Source organism: Actinomycetospora aurantiaca (genome assembly GCF_037401875.1).
Classification (GTDB): Bacteria; Actinomycetota; Actinomycetes; order Mycobacteriales; family Pseudonocardiaceae; genus Actinomycetospora; species Actinomycetospora aurantiaca.
Genome location: NZ_JBBEGN010000016.1, coordinates 106,544 through 123,327, shown reverse-complemented (window position 1 = coordinate 123,327; position 16,784 = coordinate 106,544). Strand labels below are relative to the sequence as shown.

The window sequence follows — 16,784 nt, the reverse complement described above, 5'->3', positions numbered from 1 at the left end:
ACCGCGCCGCCAACACGGGGACGGGCCGGCGAAGCAAGGAGTCGCAGCGCGCTCCATCGACCGGCCCGTCCACCACCAACCCTAGAACCAACACCGCGGCTTGACTCCCGTTAGGAACTCAAGGCGCGCCGGCCCGGGCGGGAGACCGCGACAAGGTGCCGGGACGTCGCCGACGCCGCACCGAGTGCGACGCCAGGCAGGTCTGGGACGCCGGGAACCTGCACCACGTAGTTCTCGCGCCCGCCCCCACCGACGCGGCGGAGGCTTCCGTTCGCGAGTGCTGCACCAGGCAGGCCCGGGGCGTCGGGAACCTGTCTGATGTAGCACTCGGCGCGACCCGCCGTCGGCTACTGCAGGCAGCGGGGCCCGAGGAGCGCCTTGAGGTCGCCCATCAGGGCGCCGGAGTTGGTGACCTTGAGTCCGTCGTCGAGCCGCAGCACGTGCGATGCGCCGTTCGCCGCGAGCAGCGTCAGGTGGACCTCGCTCGGCCCGGGGTGGGCGACGAGGACCTCCTTGAACTTCCCGACCCGCTCGGGCGTGCAGCGGGCACTCTCGATGGTCACGCGGACCGGCGGGGCGGCCTGGGCCCCGGTCGACAGGTCGGGCACCGCGAGGTCCTCCACGAACAGGCTGACACGGTCGTCGCGCTTGTTGACCTTGCCCTTGAGCAGCACGATCGCGTCCTCGGAGACGTCGATCGACACCGCCGCGTAGGTCCGCGGGAAGAACAGCACCTCGATGCCGCCCGCGAGGTCCTCGATCTGGGCGGACGCCCAGGGCTCGCCCTTCTTGTTCACGCGACGGGTGACGCTCGCGAGGATGCCGCCGACCGTGACCGCCGCGCCTTCGGCGACGTCGCCCTCGAGGATCTTCGTGATCGGCGTGTCCGCCCGGCTGGCCAGCACGTGCTCGATGCCGTTCAGCGGGTGCCCGGAGACGTAGAGCCCGAGCATCTCCCGCTCCAGGGCGAGCCGGTGCTTGGGCTCCCACTCGCCGTCGGGCACCTTGACGTCGAACATGCCCGTGGTGTCGGTGGGCTCGTCGTCGGCGGTGTCGTCGAAGCTGCCGAACAGGTCGAACTGGCCGTCGGCCTCGGCGCGCTTGGTGGTCATCACCGCGTCGATCGCCTCGGCGTGCACCAGGGCCAGGCCCTTGCGCGGGTGCCCCAGCGAGTCGAACGCGCCGGCCTTGATCAGCGACTCGACCGTCTTCTTGTTGCAGACCTGCTGCTCGACCTTGCGCAGGAAGTCCGAGAAGTCGGAGAAGTTGCCCTTCTCCCGACGGCTCCCGACGATCGACTCGACGACGTTGGCGCCCACGTTGCGGATGGCGCCCAGGCCGAAGCGGATGTCGTCGCCGACCGGCGCGAAGTCGCGCACCGAGTCGTTGACGTCGGGTGGCAGCACCGTGATCCCCATCCGCCGGCACTCGGCCAGGTAGATCGCGGCCTTGTCCTTGTCGTCGCGGACGCTGGTGAGCACCGCGGCCATGTACTCGGCGGGGTAGTTCGCCTTGAGGTAGGCCGTCCAGTAGGACACGACGCCGTACGCGGCGGAGTGCGCGCGGTTGAAGGCGTAGTCGGAGAACGGCAGGAGGATGTCCCACAGCGTCTTGATCGCCGCCGCGGAGTAACCGTTGTCCTTCATGCCCTGGGCGAAACCCTCGTACTCCTTGTCGAGGATCTCCTTCTTCTTCTTGCCCATGGCGCGGCGCAGCAGGTCGGCCTTGCCCAGCGAGTAGCCCGCGAGCACCTGGGCGATCGCCATGACCTGCTCCTGGTAGACGATCAGCCCGTAGGTCTCGCCGAGGACCTCCTTGAGCGGCTCGGCGAGCTCCGGGTGGATCGGGGTGACCTCCTGGCGACCGTTCTTGCGGTCGGCGTAGTCGTTGTGGGCGTTCGCGCCCATCGGGCCCGGCCGGTACAGCGCGCCGACGGCCGAGATGTCGTCGAACTCGGTGGGAGCCATGCGCCGCAGCAGGTCGCGCATCGGACCGCCGTCGAGCTGGAACACCCCGAGCGTCTCGCCGCGCGACAGCAGCTCGTAGGTGGCCCTGTCGTCGAGCCCGAGGTGGTCGAGGTCGAGCGGCTCCTTGCCGTTGAGCGTGATGTTCTTGAGCGCGTCGTCGATGATCGTCAGGTTGCGCAGGCCGAGGAAGTCCATCTTCAGCAGCCCGAGGGTCTCGCAGACCCCCATGTCGAACTGCGTGATGATCGCGCCGTCGGCCTCGCGCCGCTGGATCGGGATGACGTCGATCAGCGGTTCCTTCGACATGATCACGCCGGCGGCGTGCACGCCCCACTGCCGCTTGAGGCCCTCGAGGTCCTTCGCGGTGTCGACGATCTCCTTGACCTGCGGGTCCGACTCGTAGAGCGCCCGCATCTCGGCGGCCTCGGAGTAGCGCTTGTGGCTCGGGTCGAACACGCCGGACAGCGGGATGTCCTTGCCCATCACCGCGGGCGGCATCGACTTGGTGATGCGGTCGGCCACCGCGTAGCCGGGCTGGCCGTAGAGCACGCGCGCGGAGTCCTTGATCGCGGCCTTCGCCTTGATCGTGGAGTAGGTGATGATCTGGGCGATCTTCTCCTCGCCGTACTTCTCGGTGACGTAGCGGATCATCTCGCCGCGCCGGCGCTCGTCGAAGTCCATGTCGATGTCGGGCATGGAGACGCGCTCGGGGTTGAGGAACCGCTCGAAGATCAGCTTGTGGTGGATCGGGTCGAGGTCGGTGATGCCCAGGACGTAGGCGACCAGGCTGCCGGCGGCGCTGCCGCGGCCGGGCCCGACGCGCAGGTTGACCGAGCGCGCGTAGTTCAGCAGGTCGGCCGTCACCAGGAAGTAGCCCGGGTAACCCATCTGCATGATGACCGAGACCTCGTACTCGGCCTGCTTGCGGTAGTTGTCCGGGACGCCGTTCGGGAAGCGCCAGTGCAGGCCCCGCTCGACCTCCTTGACCAACCAGCTGCCCTCGGTCTCCCCCTCGGGCACCGGCGCGACCGGCTGCAGGTCGCGGCCCTCGGTGAAGGTGACGTCGACCCGCTCCGCGATCGCCAGCGTGTTGTCGCACGCCTCCGGGAACACCGGGTCCCACTGCGCGCGCATCTCGGCGGCCGACTTGAGGTAGAAGTCCTGCGCGTCGAACCGGAAGCGGTTCGGGTCGTTCATCGTCTTGCCGGTCTGGACGCAGAGCAGCACCTCGTGCGGCTTGGCGTCCTTCGCGTAGGTGTAGTGCAGGTCGTTCGTCGCGAGACCCGGCAGGTCGAGCTTCTTCTTCAGGTCGTACAGGTCGTCGCGGACCCGGCGCTCGATCTCGATGCCGTGGTCCATCAGCTCGCAGAAGAAGTTGTCGCGGCCGAAGATGTCGCGGTAGTCGCTCGCGGCCTGCATCGCGCCGTCGCGGTCGCCCTGCTGGAGCAGGCGGGCCACCTCGCCGGACGGGCACCCCGTCGTCGCGATGATCCCCTTGCCGTAGGTCTCCAGGAGCTCCCGGTCCATGCGGGGCTTGTAGTAGTACCCCTCGAGGCTCGCCAGGCTGGAGAGCCGGAAGAGGTTGTGCATCCCCTCCGTGTTCTCCGCCAGCAGCGTCATGTGGGTGTACATGAGATCGGGGTTGTCGCTGCCGTTGGCGTTCTGCCCGATCGACACGCGCTTGCGCTCGTGACGGGAGCCGGGGGCGATGTAGCCCTCCATGCCGATGATCGGCTTGACGCCGTGCGCCTTGGACTTCTTCCAGAACTCGTAGGCGCCGTAGGTGTTGCCGTGGTCGGTCATCGCGAGGGCCGGCATGCCCATGCGGGCGGCCTCGGTGAACAGGTCGTCCAGCCGCGCCGCCCCGTCGAGCATGGAGAACTCGGTGTGGGTGTGGAGGTGGACGAACGAGTCGTCGGACACGCGAGAGACCTCCCCGGGACGGCTACCTCTGGCGCCCCGCCCCCGGCGCCTGCAGGAGGCGGTCGCGGGGTCTCGGGGCTGCGGCCACGCTACCCGTCGGGTCCGACAGTCTCGGCGCTCACTCGGGCGGTGGGGCGTCGGCGCTGCTCACCGCGCCGGGGCGGCGTGTCGGCGCCTGCGCAGTGCTCCAGCCCGTCGCACGTGCCGCACGGACAGCACACGGATCCGTCGCACGGGACGGGCCCGTACTCCTGCTCGAACTCCTCGTCCTCGTCCTCAACGTCTCCCGGGTCGACGAGGTCCCCGGTCGTCCACAGCCGCCCCAGCTCGGCCAGGTCCACGATCCGCCGCATCGGTTCCTCCTCGTGTCGTCCGATGCGAGGAGGGTGACGGAGGGGTCCGACAGTCACCGTGCGTCGGCTCGGGCGCCCATGGAGCGACGGGCCCCATCAGTCGGGTAGACGGGCCGTGGGCGCCCTTCGCCATCCGATGGTCGGTGGGCCGTGGGCGCCCTTCGGCGGATAGATCGAGCGAAGGGGCCCCTCACTCGAATCAGGCGGGCGCACCCGTCGTCGGGGAGGCGGTCGGGGCGGACCTCCGGGGCACCTGGCCGCGGTCGACACCGGTCCGGCGGCACCTCCGTGCGGTTCCTACGGTCCGCCGGTCGCCCTGTCGCGGGTTTCCGACGGAGCGCGGTCACCTTGTCACGGGGAATCCCAGCGACAGGACGGCCGAGTGAGCGAAGCAGGCCGCGACAAGACGGCCCCCGGCACCCTGTCGTGGCGAGTCACGACGACACGGCGACCACCGCGCCCCCGCACCTACAGCAGGCCGGCACCCTCGAGCGCCGAGCGCACCACCGCGGCCTCCTCGTCCGAGGCCTCCACCAGCGGCAGCCGCAGTCCCGGCCCGCACAGGCCGAGCATCGCCAGGGCCGCCTTGACCGGGATCGGGTTCACCGTGACGGCGAGCGCGTCGAGGATCGGCTTGAAGGCCGCCTCGAGCTCGGCGCGGTTCTCCGGCTCGCGGGCCATCCGCGCCATGAGGTCGCCGCACACGTGCGACGCGACCGAGATGACGCCGCACTCGCCCATCTCCAGCACCGGGGCGTACAGCTCGTCGTTGCCCGCGTAGATGCCGAGCCCGTCGACCGGGGCGAGGTTCGCGTTGGCGGCCTGCTTGACGTAGTCGACGTGCTCGATCTGGGCGAGCTCGGCCAGCTCGTCGTTGGCGATGTCCCGGGCGCACCGCGACGGGATGTTGTAGAGCACGATCGGCTTGTCGGTGGCCCGGGCGATCTCGCGGTAGTGCGCCGCGAGGCCCCGCCGGTTCGGGCGGTTGTAGTACGGCGTGACCGACAGGATCGCGTCCACCCCGGCCGCCGTGGCCCGCTCCGTCATCTCCACCGCGTGCCGGGTGTCGTTGGACCCGGCCGAGCCGACCACCGTCACGCCGGCGGGGCGCTCCGCGCACGCCAGCTCGACGAGGCGCATGTGCTCCTCGATCGACAGCGTCGGCGACTCCCCGGTGGTCCCGCACACCACGATCCCGTCGGACCCGTGGGCGGCCAGGTGGTGCATCAGCGCGACGAAGGTCTTCTCGTCGACCGCCCCCTGCTCGTCGAAGGGCGTGACGATGGCGGTGAGGACGGTTCCGAGCGACACCCGGACAGGTTGCCTTGTCCGGGTGCCGCGCGTCGACACCGGGTCTAGACCAGGCCGAGCTTCTTGACGGCCTCGCGCTCCTCGCCGAGCTCGGCGACCGAGGCGTCGATCCGCTCGCGGGAGAAGTCGGAGATCTCCAGGCCCTGGACGATCTCGAAGCGCCCGTCCTTCGCGGTCACCGGGAACGACGAGACGAGGCCCTCGGGCACGCCGTAGGAGCCGTCGGAGACGATCGCGGCGGAGGTCCAGTCGTTCTCGCGGGTGCCGTTGATCCAGGTGTGCACGTGGTCGACGGCCGCCGCGGCCGCGGACGCCGCGGACGACGCGCCGCGCACCTCGATGATCTCGGCGCCGCGCTTCGCGACGCGCGGGATGAACTCGTCGGTGAGCCAGCCCTGGTCGACCTGGTCGGCGACCGGCTTGCCGTCGATCAGCACGTTCGTGACGTCGGGGTACTGCGAGGCGGAGTGGTTGCCCCAGATGGTCATCCGCGAGATCTGGCCGACGCCCACGCCGAACTTGTTGGCCAGCTGCGCGAGGGCCCGGTTGTGGTCCAGGCGGGTCATCGCGGTGAAGCGGTCCTTCGGCACGTCCGAGTTCGACGCGGCGATCAGCGCGTTCGTGTTGGCCGGGTTGCCGACGACGAGCACCTTGACGTCGTCGGCCGCACCGTTCAGCGCCTCGCCCTGCGGCTTGAAGATGCCGCCGTTGGCCTCCAGCAGGTCGGCGCGCTCCATGCCCTTCGTGCGCGGGCGGGCCCCGACGAGCAGGCCGACGTTCGCGCCGTCGAACGCCTTCGAGGCGTCGTCGTAGACGTCCACGCCGTCCAGCAGCTCGAACGCGCCGTCCTCGAGCTCGAGCGCGGTGCCCTCGGCGGCCTTGACCGCCTGCGGGATCTCGAGGAGCTTCAGCCGCACCGGGCGCCCCTCCCCGAGCAGCTGACCGGAGGCGATGCGGAACAGCAGCGCGTAGCCGATCTGGCCGGCGGCTCCGGTGACGACGACGTTGACGGGCGAGGCCATGCTCTCTCCAAGCGACGTACTGATCGATGGTCGGGCCGCGAGCCTTTCACGTCCGCCCGGACCCGACGCAGCGAGGCGCGTCACCCCACCGCGCCGGGGAGACCGTCAGTCGCCGACGACGAGCTGGGACCGCCGCTGCCCGACGTAGCGGAAGAGCAGGGCGAGCGACACCATGATCCGGTTGCGGTTGCCCAGCAGCGCGAACACGTGCACGAACATCCACGCCAGCCAGGCGATCGTGCCGGTCAGCTTGGGCCCGTGCGCGATCTCGGCCACCGCGGCGCGCCGGCCGATCGTGGCCATGGTGCCCTTGTCGAAGTACTTGAACGTGGTGGTCGGGCGCCCCTCGAGCACGGCCAGCAGGTTCTTCCCGACCTGCGCGCCGGTCTGGATCGCGGGCTGCGCGAGCTGCGGCAGCGGGTTGTCGTCGATGATCCCGATGTCGCCGGCGACGAACACGTCGGGGTGCTCGGGCACACGGAGCTGGTCGTCCACGACGATCCGCCCGCCGCGGCCCTGGGTCAGGCCCCACTTCTTGACCGTGTCGTGCGCGGCGACCCCGGTGGCCCAGATGGTCATCTGGGCCGGGATCTCCTCACCGTCCTTGAGCACGACCCGGTCGGGCCGCACCTCGGCGACGGCGGTGCCCAGCCGGAGCTCCACGCCGCGCTCGCGCAGCTGGTTCGCCGCATAGGTGCGCAGCTTCGGGGCGAACGGGCCGAGGACCTTGTCGGTCATCTCGAGCAGGATCACCTTGACGTGGTCCGGGTCGAGCTCGGGGAACCGGTCGGGCAGCATCGAGTTCCGCAGCTCGGCGAGGGTGCCGGCCATCTCCACGCCGGTGGCCCCGCCGCCCACGACCACCACGGAGGCCCCGGTGGTCTCGCGGGTCGCGGAGATGTGGTCGAGGTAGCCCATCATCCGGTCGCGCACCGAGAGCGCCTCGGCGCGGGTGTAGATGGGGTACGCGTTCTCGCGCGCGCCCGGCACCCCGAAGTAGTTCGTGGTGACGCCGTTGGCGAGCACCAGGTAGTCGTAGGTCAGCTGGGGGCCGACGTCGAGCGTGACGACCTTGGCGTCCGGGTCGATCTCGGTGACGACGCCCTTGCGGAACGTCGCCCACGTCTCGCCCTTGCGGCCGACCGTCGAGACGAACGACCGCGCGCCGTAGGTGATGTCACCGGGGTTCAGCGCTCCCGTCGCCACCTGGTAGAGCAGGGGCTGGAACGTCGAGTAGCTGTGCCGGTCGACCAGGGTGACCCGCACCGGGGCCTTGCGCAGCGTGCGCACCGCGGACAACCCCGCGAACCCGGCCCCCACGACGACGACGTGGGGACGGTTGTCGGCGCTGTCCCGGTCCACCGTCCCGACCTCCTCGGACACCGCGGCAGCCATCCCTGTCTCCTCTCCGGCGTGGGCGGGCCGATTCGATTCAGAGAGACATATCGGCCTTCACACCCTGCGTACCCGCCATCGTCCTCCGTCACGCGGTGCCCGGCGAGCTCCGACCGTGCCGCGCACGTCACGTCGTGGTACCGCTCACCCGCCCGTGGGCACCGGCCCGTCGTCCGGGACGGGCCCGGCGACCGGCCCCTGGTCGGGCAGCAGCGGCGACACCGCGAGCCGCGACCGGGCCGTGCCGACGGGGGCGACCTGCACCCCCCGTACACCCGGCGCGGACCGCAGCGACCCGACGTCGGACGGGGCGACCCGGACGACCACCGCCACCAGGCAGCCGCAGTCCGGGCGTTCCAGCGCCGCCGCCTCGGCCGCCGCGACCGCGGTCCGCCGCGTGCCGGGGGCGCCCGTCGCCGCGTCCTGCCGGGCCTGCCCCGCGGCGGTGGTCAGTGCCGCCCGCAGGGCGGTCAGCGGCGGGGCGGGCTGCAGGTCGACGTCGCGCAGGGCGGTCTGCACCCGGGGGAACGGCACGCGGACCACCGCGCGCAGCCCCACGGCGTTCCCGACGGCGGGAGCGGCGGCCTCCGGGGTCAGGCCCGCCGCGAACTGCACCAGGGCCAGGCGGGGCTGCGGGTCCTCGGGGTCCGGCACGGCCGCGATCCGCGTCAGGTACGCCGCGACGTCCTCGCCCGGGTCCGGGCCGAGGCGGACGACGTCGGTCGAGCCGGACCCGCCGTCGTCGGGCCTGGTCCGCTGCGCGCCGGCCACCCACGCCGTCACGAGGACCACCACCAGCAGGACCGCCGCCGCGACCGCGTACCGCGGCCAGCGGGGGAGGTCGGGCTGGTCGGGCTCGCTCAGCTCGACGCCCGCAGGACGTCGAGGGCGTGGGCAAGGTCGGCCGGGGGCTCGCTGGTGAACTCCACCCAGCGGCCGTCGGCCGGGTGGTGCAGCCCCAGGCGGTGGGCGTGCAGCCACTGGCGCGTCAGCCCGAGCCGCGCCGACAGCGTCGGGTCCGCGCCGTAGCCGGTGTCGCCCACGCACGGGTGGCGCAGCGCGGAGAAGTGCACCCGAATCTGGTGGGTGCGCCCGGTCTCCAGCTCCACCTCGAGCAGCGAGGCGGCCGGGAAGGCCTCCAGGGTCCGGTAGTGGGTGACGGACGGCTTGCCGTCGGTCATCACCGCGAACCGCCACTCGTGGCGGGGGTGCCGGTCGATGGGGGCGTCGATCGTGCCCTCGCTCGGGTCGGGGTGGCCCTGCACGACGGCGAGGTAGGTCTTCGAGACGGTCCGCTCGCGGAAGGCGGTCTTGAGCACCGAGTAGGCGCGCTCGGACTTCGCCACCACCATGACGCCGGTGGTGCCCGCGTCCAGCCGGTGCACGATGCCCTGGCGCTCGGCCGCCCCCGACGTCGCGATCGAGACGCCGAGCGCGGCGAGGCCCGCGACGACGGTCGGCCCACCCCAGCCCGGGCTCGGGTGCACCGCGACCCCGACCGGCTTGTCGACGACCACGATCTCGTCGTCCTCGTACAGCACGACGAGGCCCTCGACGGCCCGGGCGGTGACGATGCGCTCGGCCGGTTCCCGCTCGGGGTCGGGCAGGTCGACCTCGAGCCAGCTGCCCGCGACGAGCCGGTCGGACTTGCCGGCCGTGTCGCCGTCGAGCCGGACGGCCCCCTCCTCGGCGAGGGCCGCCACCACCGTGCGGGACAGCCCGAGCAGCCGGGAGAGCCCGGCGTCGAGCCGCATTCCCTCGAGCCCGTCGGGCACCGGGAGCTCGCGCAGCGTCACGTCGACTCCCCCATCGGTTCCTTCGCACCGGCGCGGGAACCGTCGATCTCCACGCCCCACAGCGCCAGCACGACCAGCAGCGCCCCGCCGAGGCAGATCGCGGAGTCGGCGGCGTTGAACACCGGCCACCAGCCGACGGAGACGAAGTCGACGACGTGCCCGCGCAGCGGCCCAGGGCTGCGGAAGAACCGGTCGACCAGGTTGCCGACCGCTCCCCCCAGCACCAGCCCGAGCGCGACCGCCCAGCCCGGCGACCGCAGCCGGCGCGCGAAGCGCACGATGCCGACCACCACCGCCACGGCCACCAGGGTGAGCAGCCAGGTCATGCCGGTGGCCAGCGAGAACGCGGCCCCCGGGTTGCGGACCAGGACCAGGCTCACGGTGCCGTCGAACAGCAGCGGGATGCGCTCGCCGTCGGCCATCGAGGCCACGATCGCGATCTTCGTGGCGAGGTCGGCCACGAGCACGACGACCGCCACGACGACCAGCAGCGGCAGCCGGCGTCGGGCGGCGGGGGCGGTCTCCCCGCGCTCGACGGGGTCCGTGTCCTCCCTGGCGTCGGTCATGACCCCATCCTCCCCCGACGCACCGGGGAGGGGTGTGAGGACCCCGCCGCTCAGGTCGCGGCGGTGCCGGAGTCGCCGCGCCAGCGGGCGAGGCGACCGGAGCGGTCGACCGCGCGCAGCCGCCGCTCGGCCGCCTCCCGCGCGGTGGCGGTCGCGACGACTAGGAGCTGGTCGCCCTCCTGCAGGCGGGTGTCGCCCTGCGGGGTGAAGCTCGCGCCGCGGCGCACCACCAGCGACAGCCCGGTGCCCTCGGGCAGCCGCAGCTCCCGCACGTACACCCCGTGCATCCGCGAACCCTGCGGCACGGTCATCTGCAGCAGGTCGGCCCGCAGCGCCTCGAGGGGCGCCGCGTCCACCTCGATCTCCTGCACCTGGGGCTTCGCCAGCCCGAGGAACCGGGCGACCGCGGGGAGGGTGGTCCCCTGCACGACGGTCAGGACCACCACGAGCACGAACACCGCGTCGACCAGCTCGCGGGCGCCGTCGAGCCCGCTGGTCAGCGGGATGAGTGCGAGCACGATCGGGACGGCTCCGCGCAGCCCCGCCCACGACAGGAAGGCCTGCTCCTGCCACGGCAGCCGGAACCACACGGTCGCCGCCATCACGGACAGCGGGCGCGCCAGCACCAGCAGGACCGCGGCGGCGATCAGGGCCGGGACGACGGCGTCGAGCAGCTGGTCCGGGGAGACGTAGAGCCCCAGCAGCACGAACAGCCCGATCTGGGCGAGCCAGCCGAGGCCCTCGGCGAACGAGCGGGTGCCCTCGCGGTGCGGCAGCGCGGCGTTGCCGAGCACGAGGGCGGCGACGTAGCAGGCGAGCAGCCCGGAGGCGTGGAGGCTCTGGACGAGCGCGAACGCCCCGACGCAGACGGCGAGCGTGGCCAGGGGGTACAGGCCGGTGGCGGGGAGCGCCGCCCGTTTCAGCCCGGCCGCCCCCACCCGGCCGAGCAGTCCGCCGAGCACGCCGCCGAGGACGAGCTCGTAGACCACGAGCAGCGGGTCGGTCCACGACAGCGCCGTCCCGGCCGACAGCAGCACGACCGCGATGAACACCGGGGCGTCGTTGAGCCCGGACTCCAGCTCCAGCGCGCCGACCAGCCGCCCGCCGAGCCCGAGGCCGCGCAGCACGCTGAACACCGCCGCCGCGTCGGTGGACGACAGCACCGCGCCCCAGAGGAAGCCGACCCGCAGGTCCAGGCCGAGCAGCCAGTGCAGCGCGAAGCCGGTCACGCCGATGCTGACCACCACCGACACCGTCGACAGCGCGATCCCGAGGCCGAGGGCGGGCCGGACGGTGGACCAGCGGGTGGAGATCCCGCCGTCCGCCAGGATCAGCACGAGCGCGGCGAGCCCGAGGGCCTGCGTGAGGTCGGCGTCGTCGAACCGGATGCCGAGGCCGGACTCGCCGATGAGGACCCCGATGCCCAGGTAGAGCAGCAGCGAGGGCAGCCCGAGCCGCGTGGAGAAGCGGACGGCGACGACCGCGAGCAGGACGACGGCCGAGCCGATCCCGAGCAGCAGCGGCAGCCGGTCCACGTGCCGCGGTCCTCCGTTCGCCTCACCCCGACGGAAGTGGTGATCCTAGCGGCCCCGTCACGGCCGCCAGCTGATCGTGACCCGCTCCGCCGGCGGCGCGGTCGGTCCGTCGTGGGCGGCGAGCGCCGTCGCGACGTGCCCGGCACGCTCCGGCGGCAGGCACAGCCGGCGGGTGACCCGGGAGGCGCGGGCCTGCGGGTCCTCGACCGGGCGGACCTCGGCGGTCCACCGCTCGACCTGCGGGTCCACGCCCAGCTCGGTCAGGACCGCGAGCGCGTCGTCGGCGGTCGGCGGGGCGGGCCGGCGCAGACCGTGGAAGCGCTCGAAGAACGGGTCGAGCCAGGCCTGCGGGTGCTCGGCGTGGATCTCCATGACGACGCCGACGCGCGCGGCCGCGCCCAGCCCGGCCGCGAAGGCGGCGAGGTCGCCGGTGTCGTAGCCGACGTGGTGGCACAGCACGACCTCGGCGGTCCCGGCGTCGTCCAGCGCCTCGGGCCACGACCCGAGGACGCCCTGGTAGGGCATTCCCCACTCCAGACAGGCGGCGACGAAGGCCGCGAGCATGTCCGACGCCGGGTCGACCCCGACGACGTGCCGGGCCTCCCCCACGAGCGCGAGCGAGGCCGCTCCCGCGCCGCACCCGACGTCGAGCACGGTCCGGTCCGCCGAGGCGGCGAGGAGGGCCACGGCCGCGCGACGCGACGGGGTGTCGGGCGGGGCGGCGACGGGCCGGAAGCGCTCCGGGTCCTGCCGGTAGGGGCTGGCCGGGGCGTGGGCGAGGATCTCGTCCGGGACGCGCCGGGCCGCCATCAGGGCGGTCCAGCGGCCGGCGGCGGTGGTGGGCTGCGTACCGGTCGGGGTGTCCACGACGCCCATCCGATCACGCCGGGCGGCGGATCGGGTCAGCGGCGACTGTCCGCGCCGTGCTGCTCGGCCAGTGACTGGACCGGGGTGCACCACGAGCACCCGGTGAAGCCGAGCTCGATCGCCTCGGACACCGGCAGCGGGATCACCTCGCGGCCGAACAGGTAGCCGCACCGGCCGAGGTGGAACCGCGGCTCCTCGTCGATGACCAGCACCTCGTCGACCCGGGCGACGACGACGTCGAGCGCGGCCGCCTCCGGGTTCTCGTCCTCCGGCTCCGGCGCGCGGGCGGGCGGGGCCATCGGGGGCGGCGCCATCGGCGGCGGGGCGCCCTGGTGTCCGGCGCCGTTGCGGCCCGGGACCTGGCCGCCGGGGCCCTGGCCGGCCTGCGTGGGCCCGGCCTGCGTGGGCCCGGCCTGGTTCGGCGCGCCGGGTGTCCCCGGGTTCTGCGGCGGCGGGCCCTGGCCGAGGCGGGTCTGGGCCGTACCGGCCGCGTCACCCTGCTGCGGCGGCCGGCCCGGGGTCTCGGGTCCCTGCCGCCCGGGGGGCGGGCCCTGCCCACCGGCGGTCGGCGCACCGTCGACGGCCTCCACGGGCCGGCTCGGCGGGCCGGCCGGGGCGCGGCGGCCGTCATCGGCCCGGGGGTCGTCGGGGCCGCCCGGCCGGGTGTCACCCGCGGACTCGGGTCCGCGGGGTCGCTGTGGCTCCGCGCCGTCGGCCCGCTCGGGCGCCGCGGCGTCCGACGACGGTCCGGTCGGCCCGGTGGGCCCGCGCCGCACCCGGTCCAGCGCTTCCGCCGACATCCGGTTCGTGGCGTCCTGCTCGTCCTCCGGTCCGTGCGTCGCAGCCGCTCCGGCGGCCGCAGCACCGGCGGCACCGGCGGCGCCGGCCGTCGCGGCGGTCGTGGCGCGGCCGTTCGACCTCGGCTCGTCCGCCGCCGTCTCCGCGGCCCGCGCATCGGACGTCGCGGCGGTCTCCGGCCGCGCGTCCTCCCCGGTCCCGCCGGCCGCGTGGGCGGCGGGTGCCTGCGGCGGGCCGCCGTAGGGCGTGGAGGTGGGCGGGACCGACCCCGGCGCGAACGGCCCCTGCGGACCTCCGGCGCGCCCGGCGCCCTGCGGGGCACCCGGGCCCTGCGGGGCACCCGGGCCCTGCGGCGGGGGGCCGCCGAGGGGACGGCCGCCGGGACCGGCGGCCGGGGTGTTCGGCAGTGGCACGAGGCCGAGGAACCGAGAGCCCTCGGGGGCGTTCGGCACCCGCGACGGGTCGTGCCCGAGACGGCCGGTCGCCGGGGCGCGCAGTCCGCGCGGGATGCCGCGGGGCCGGGCCGGCGGCGGGGGCATCGACGGGCGCCCGCCGGGACCGCCGGGGCCACCCGGGCCCCTCTGGCCCGCGGACTGCTGCGGTGCGTCGGCGAACGGTCGGCTCGCCACCGGGCCGGCACCGTCCTGCGGCACCGGGCCGGAGGACGGTGGGGCGCCCACCGGCTGCGAGGGCGCCCGGTCGGCGGGCTGCTGCTGCCACGGCTCCTGGCCGGGAGCACCGGCCGTCGCCGCGACGGGCTCCGGAGTGGCCGCACGGGCCTTGCGGCGCCGCAGGACGTCGGCGATCAGCAGGGCCGCCGCCACGGCGCTCGCCGCGACCGAACCCCACGCCCAGGCCGCCGTGGTGGTGACCACGGCGACCACGAGCAGGGCGAACGCCACGACGACGCAGAGCAGGACGAGCAGTAGCACGGTCGGCCCCTCACGTACCGCGTCGGCTCATCGATCGGAGGCCTTCCCCTGCCCCGACCGAGTCGACCGACTCAGCTGCCGGCTTCGGCCCGCGAGCCGTAACCGCTGGTCGCGTAACCCCCGGAACCGTTCCGGCCGGCGCCGTCGGCGGGTGCCGCCGATCCTCGGCCCTCCAGGTCACGCAGCTGCGACTCCAGGTAGGTCTTGAGTCGCGTGCGGTACTCCCGCTCGAACGTGCGCAGCTCGTCGATCTTCTTCTCGAGACCGGTCTTCTGCTGCTCGATGAGCGTGATCGTCTCGTTGTGCTTGCGCTGGGCGTCCCGCTCCAGGGTCGACGCCTTGTCGCGGGCCTGCCGCTCCAGCGTCTCCGCCCGGGTGCGGGCGTCGTTCAGCATCGTCTCGGCGCGGCTGCGCGCCTCGTTGACCATGCTGTCGGACTTGGTGCGCGCCTCCGAGAGGAGCTGCTCGGACTTGGTCCGCGCGTCGGACAGCATCCCGTCGGCCTCGGACTTGGCCTCCGCGGTCAGACGGTCCGCCATCTCCTGGGCGAGCCCGAGGACCTTGGCCGCCTGGACGTGGTGGTCACCCCCGCCGCCCATGGGGGACGGGTCCGACCCGAAGGGCGGCGGCACGACCGACTGCTGCTGCGGCACGGGCTGCTGTGCCACCGGCATCGGCTGCTGCACCGTCCGCGGGGCGTCCTCGACCGGACGCTGCTGCGGGGGCTGGACCATCGTGGTCGCCGGCGCGGGGGGCTGGGACGGCGCACTCGGCTGCGACGGGGCGGCTGCGGCCTTGCTGCGGGCGTCGTCGAGGTCGGCGTGGGCGCTCGAGAGCTGCTGCTCGAGCTGCTCGACCTGCTCGCGGAGATCGTTGTTCTCCTCGATCAGACGCCCGAGCTCGGCCTCGACGAGGTCGAGGAACGCGTCGACCTCGTCCTCGTTGTAGCCCCTCTTGCCGATCGGCGGCTTGCTGAACGCGACGTTGTGGACGTCGGCAGGGGTCAGCGGCATCGGATCTCCTCAAGCACTCCTTGGCTGCGGAACCCCAGGTACCTCGGGCTCTTCGAGCTCCGCGACCCGCAGAGTATGACCTCTGCGAGCAGGTGAACCATAGTGGACGGGTCCAGTCATGCGCTGCGTACGACGCCCGATCGGTGACACAGCGCCACGGATCACGGGACGTCCACCCACACGCGTACCTCGCGACACGCCTGAGAGCGATCGGCCGGACGGTGCGGGACCGCTCACCGCGGCGCACCGCCCGTGACGATCGGACTTCGCCTGCTCCACCGGCCCTCGACGGACCGGTCGGACGCTCACCGCCCCCGTGCGACCACTGAACGCAATCGCTCGGAGAGGGCTTGCCCGCTCTCAGATTCGGCTCAGGAACCGGGGGTCAGGAAGTCTCCGCGAACTTGCGCCGATCGGTCGCCGAGACCTCGACGTTGGGCGGTGAGAGAAGGAACACCCGGTTCGTGACCTTCTCGATCGAGCCCCGCAGGGCGAACGCGAGCCCGGCCGCGAAGTCGACGAGCCGCTTCGCGGCGGCGTCGTCCATCTCGGTCAGGTTCATGATCACCGGGATGCCGTCGCGGTAGCGCTCGCCGATGACCCGGGCCTCGTTGTAGCTGGTCGGCCGCAGCGTGGTGATCTCCGGGACCGCGGGGGTGTCCGGGCCCTTCGCCGTGACCGGCGACGACTCGACCGCGCGCACCGGGCGGGCCTCCTCCTCGACCCCGAGCGCGAGCGCGGCCGCACCGGAGGCGCGCAGCGACTCGGCGGCGGACGAGCCGCCGGCGGAGGCGAGCGACCCGGAGAGCGACCCGGACGACGAGCCGGACGACGAGGTCCCCCCGACCGCGGCCAGCGCGGACGACCGCGACCGCGAGGTGTGGTTCGGGCCGGTGTTCTGCTCCCAGCTCCGGCCCCGGCTGTTCGAGCGCACGGACACGTCGGCCTCCTCGTCGCGGTCGCCGGACGACGTCCGGTCGGTCTCGGCGCGCAGGTGCGCCAGGTCGCGCTCGGCGCGCCCCTCCGGCTCGGGGTCCCGGGGGCGCGGGGCGCGGGCCCGGTCCTCGGCGGCGGACCGGTCGGCGCGCTCCGGGCGACGCTCGCCGGCGCGCTCGTAGCGGTCGGCGTACCGGTCGCCGTCGAAGCGGTCGTCGTAGGCGTCGAACGAGTCGTAGGAGTCCCGGTCGTAGGAGTCCCTGGAGTCCCGGCGCTCCTCGTAGCGGTCGGTGTACCGGTCCGCCTCGTGCCGACGGCGCCCGTAGCGATCCGGCCCGTAGTCGTCGTAGCGGTCGCGGGGATCGCCGTA

11 protein-coding genes and 1 pseudogene are annotated in these 16,784 nt (G+C 73.5%); all 12 read right to left on the bottom strand.

Going from position 1 to position 16,784, the window contains the following annotated elements; genetic code table 11:
- Positions 1–347 precede the first annotated feature (347 nt).
- Positions 348–3,890, bottom strand: a complete 3,543-nt coding sequence (dnaE, locus tag WCD74_RS24170) for a DNA polymerase III subunit alpha (RefSeq protein ID WP_337697447.1) — start codon at positions 3,888–3,890, stop codon at positions 348–350.
- Positions 3,891–4,711: 821 nt separating this feature from the next.
- A complete protein-coding gene (gene dapA / locus WCD74_RS24165; protein ID WP_337697446.1) occupies positions 4,712–5,554 on the bottom strand; it encodes a 4-hydroxy-tetrahydrodipicolinate synthase in 843 nt (280 codons plus the stop codon).
- Between the two features lie 44 nt (positions 5,555–5,598).
- On the bottom strand, positions 5,599–6,576 hold the full coding sequence (locus WCD74_RS24160) for a malate dehydrogenase (protein ID WP_337697445.1): 978 nt from the start codon (positions 6,574–6,576) through the stop codon (positions 5,599–5,601).
- 105 nt (positions 6,577–6,681) lie between these two features.
- Positions 6,682–7,971, bottom strand: coding sequence for an NAD(P)/FAD-dependent oxidoreductase (locus WCD74_RS24155; protein WP_337697444.1), 1,290 nt, complete (start codon positions 7,969–7,971; stop codon positions 6,682–6,684).
- Between the two features lie 144 nt (positions 7,972–8,115).
- Positions 8,116–8,766 carry a hypothetical protein gene (locus tag WCD74_RS24150; RefSeq protein ID WP_337697443.1) on the bottom strand — a complete coding sequence of 217 codons (651 nt, stop codon included), beginning with the start codon at positions 8,764–8,766 and terminating at the stop codon, positions 8,116–8,118.
- Between the two features lie 65 nt (positions 8,767–8,831).
- Positions 8,832–9,767 (bottom strand): RluA family pseudouridine synthase, encoded by a 936-nt coding sequence (locus tag WCD74_RS24145; RefSeq protein ID WP_337697442.1) that lies wholly within the window; start codon positions 9,765–9,767, stop codon positions 8,832–8,834.
- Complete coding sequence (gene lspA, locus WCD74_RS24140; RefSeq protein WP_337697441.1) at positions 9,764–10,333, bottom strand: signal peptidase II; 570 nt, start codon at positions 10,331–10,333, stop codon at positions 9,764–9,766. The genes WCD74_RS24145 and lspA overlap by 4 nt, the downstream gene beginning before the upstream one ends.
- Before the next feature lie 50 nt (positions 10,334–10,383).
- On the bottom strand, positions 10,384–11,868 hold the full coding sequence (locus WCD74_RS24135) for a potassium/proton antiporter (protein ID WP_337697440.1): 1,485 nt from the start codon (positions 11,866–11,868) through the stop codon (positions 10,384–10,386).
- Between the two features lie 57 nt (positions 11,869–11,925).
- A complete protein-coding gene (locus WCD74_RS24130; RefSeq protein ID WP_337697439.1) occupies positions 11,926–12,735 on the bottom strand; it encodes a class I SAM-dependent methyltransferase in 810 nt (269 codons plus the stop codon).
- Between the two features lie 35 nt (positions 12,736–12,770).
- The gene (locus WCD74_RS24125) at positions 12,771–14,465 is read right to left on the bottom strand and encodes a hypothetical protein (RefSeq protein WP_337697438.1); all 1,695 of its coding nucleotides are present in this window, start codon (positions 14,463–14,465) and stop codon (positions 12,771–12,773) included.
- A 71-nt stretch (positions 14,466–14,536) separates the two neighbouring features.
- A complete protein-coding gene (wag31, locus tag WCD74_RS24120; protein ID WP_337697437.1) occupies positions 14,537–15,478 on the bottom strand; it encodes a DivIVA-like cell division protein Wag31 in 942 nt (313 codons plus the stop codon).
- Between the two features lie 385 nt (positions 15,479–15,863).
- A pseudogene (locus tag WCD74_RS24115) lies at positions 15,864–16,121 on the bottom strand (cell division protein SepF); the annotation flags it as partial.
- Positions 16,122–16,784 lie beyond the last annotated feature (663 nt).

What these genes read in the sequence shown, in the direction of transcription:
- wag31 (WP_337697437.1), bottom strand. Translation starts at nt 15,478, where the DNA reads ATGCCGCTGACCCCTGCCGACGTCCACAACGTCGCGTTCAGCAAGCCG.
- lspA (WP_337697441.1), bottom strand. Translation starts at nt 10,333, where the DNA reads ATGACCGACGCCAGGGAGGACACGGACCCCGTCGAGCGCGGGGAGACC.
- WCD74_RS24160 (WP_337697445.1), bottom strand. Translation starts at nt 6,576, where the DNA reads ATGGCCTCGCCCGTCAACGTCGTCGTCACCGGAGCCGCCGGCCAGATC.
- WCD74_RS24155 (WP_337697444.1), bottom strand. Translation starts at nt 7,971, where the DNA reads ATGGCTGCCGCGGTGTCCGAGGAGGTCGGGACGGTGGACCGGGACAGC.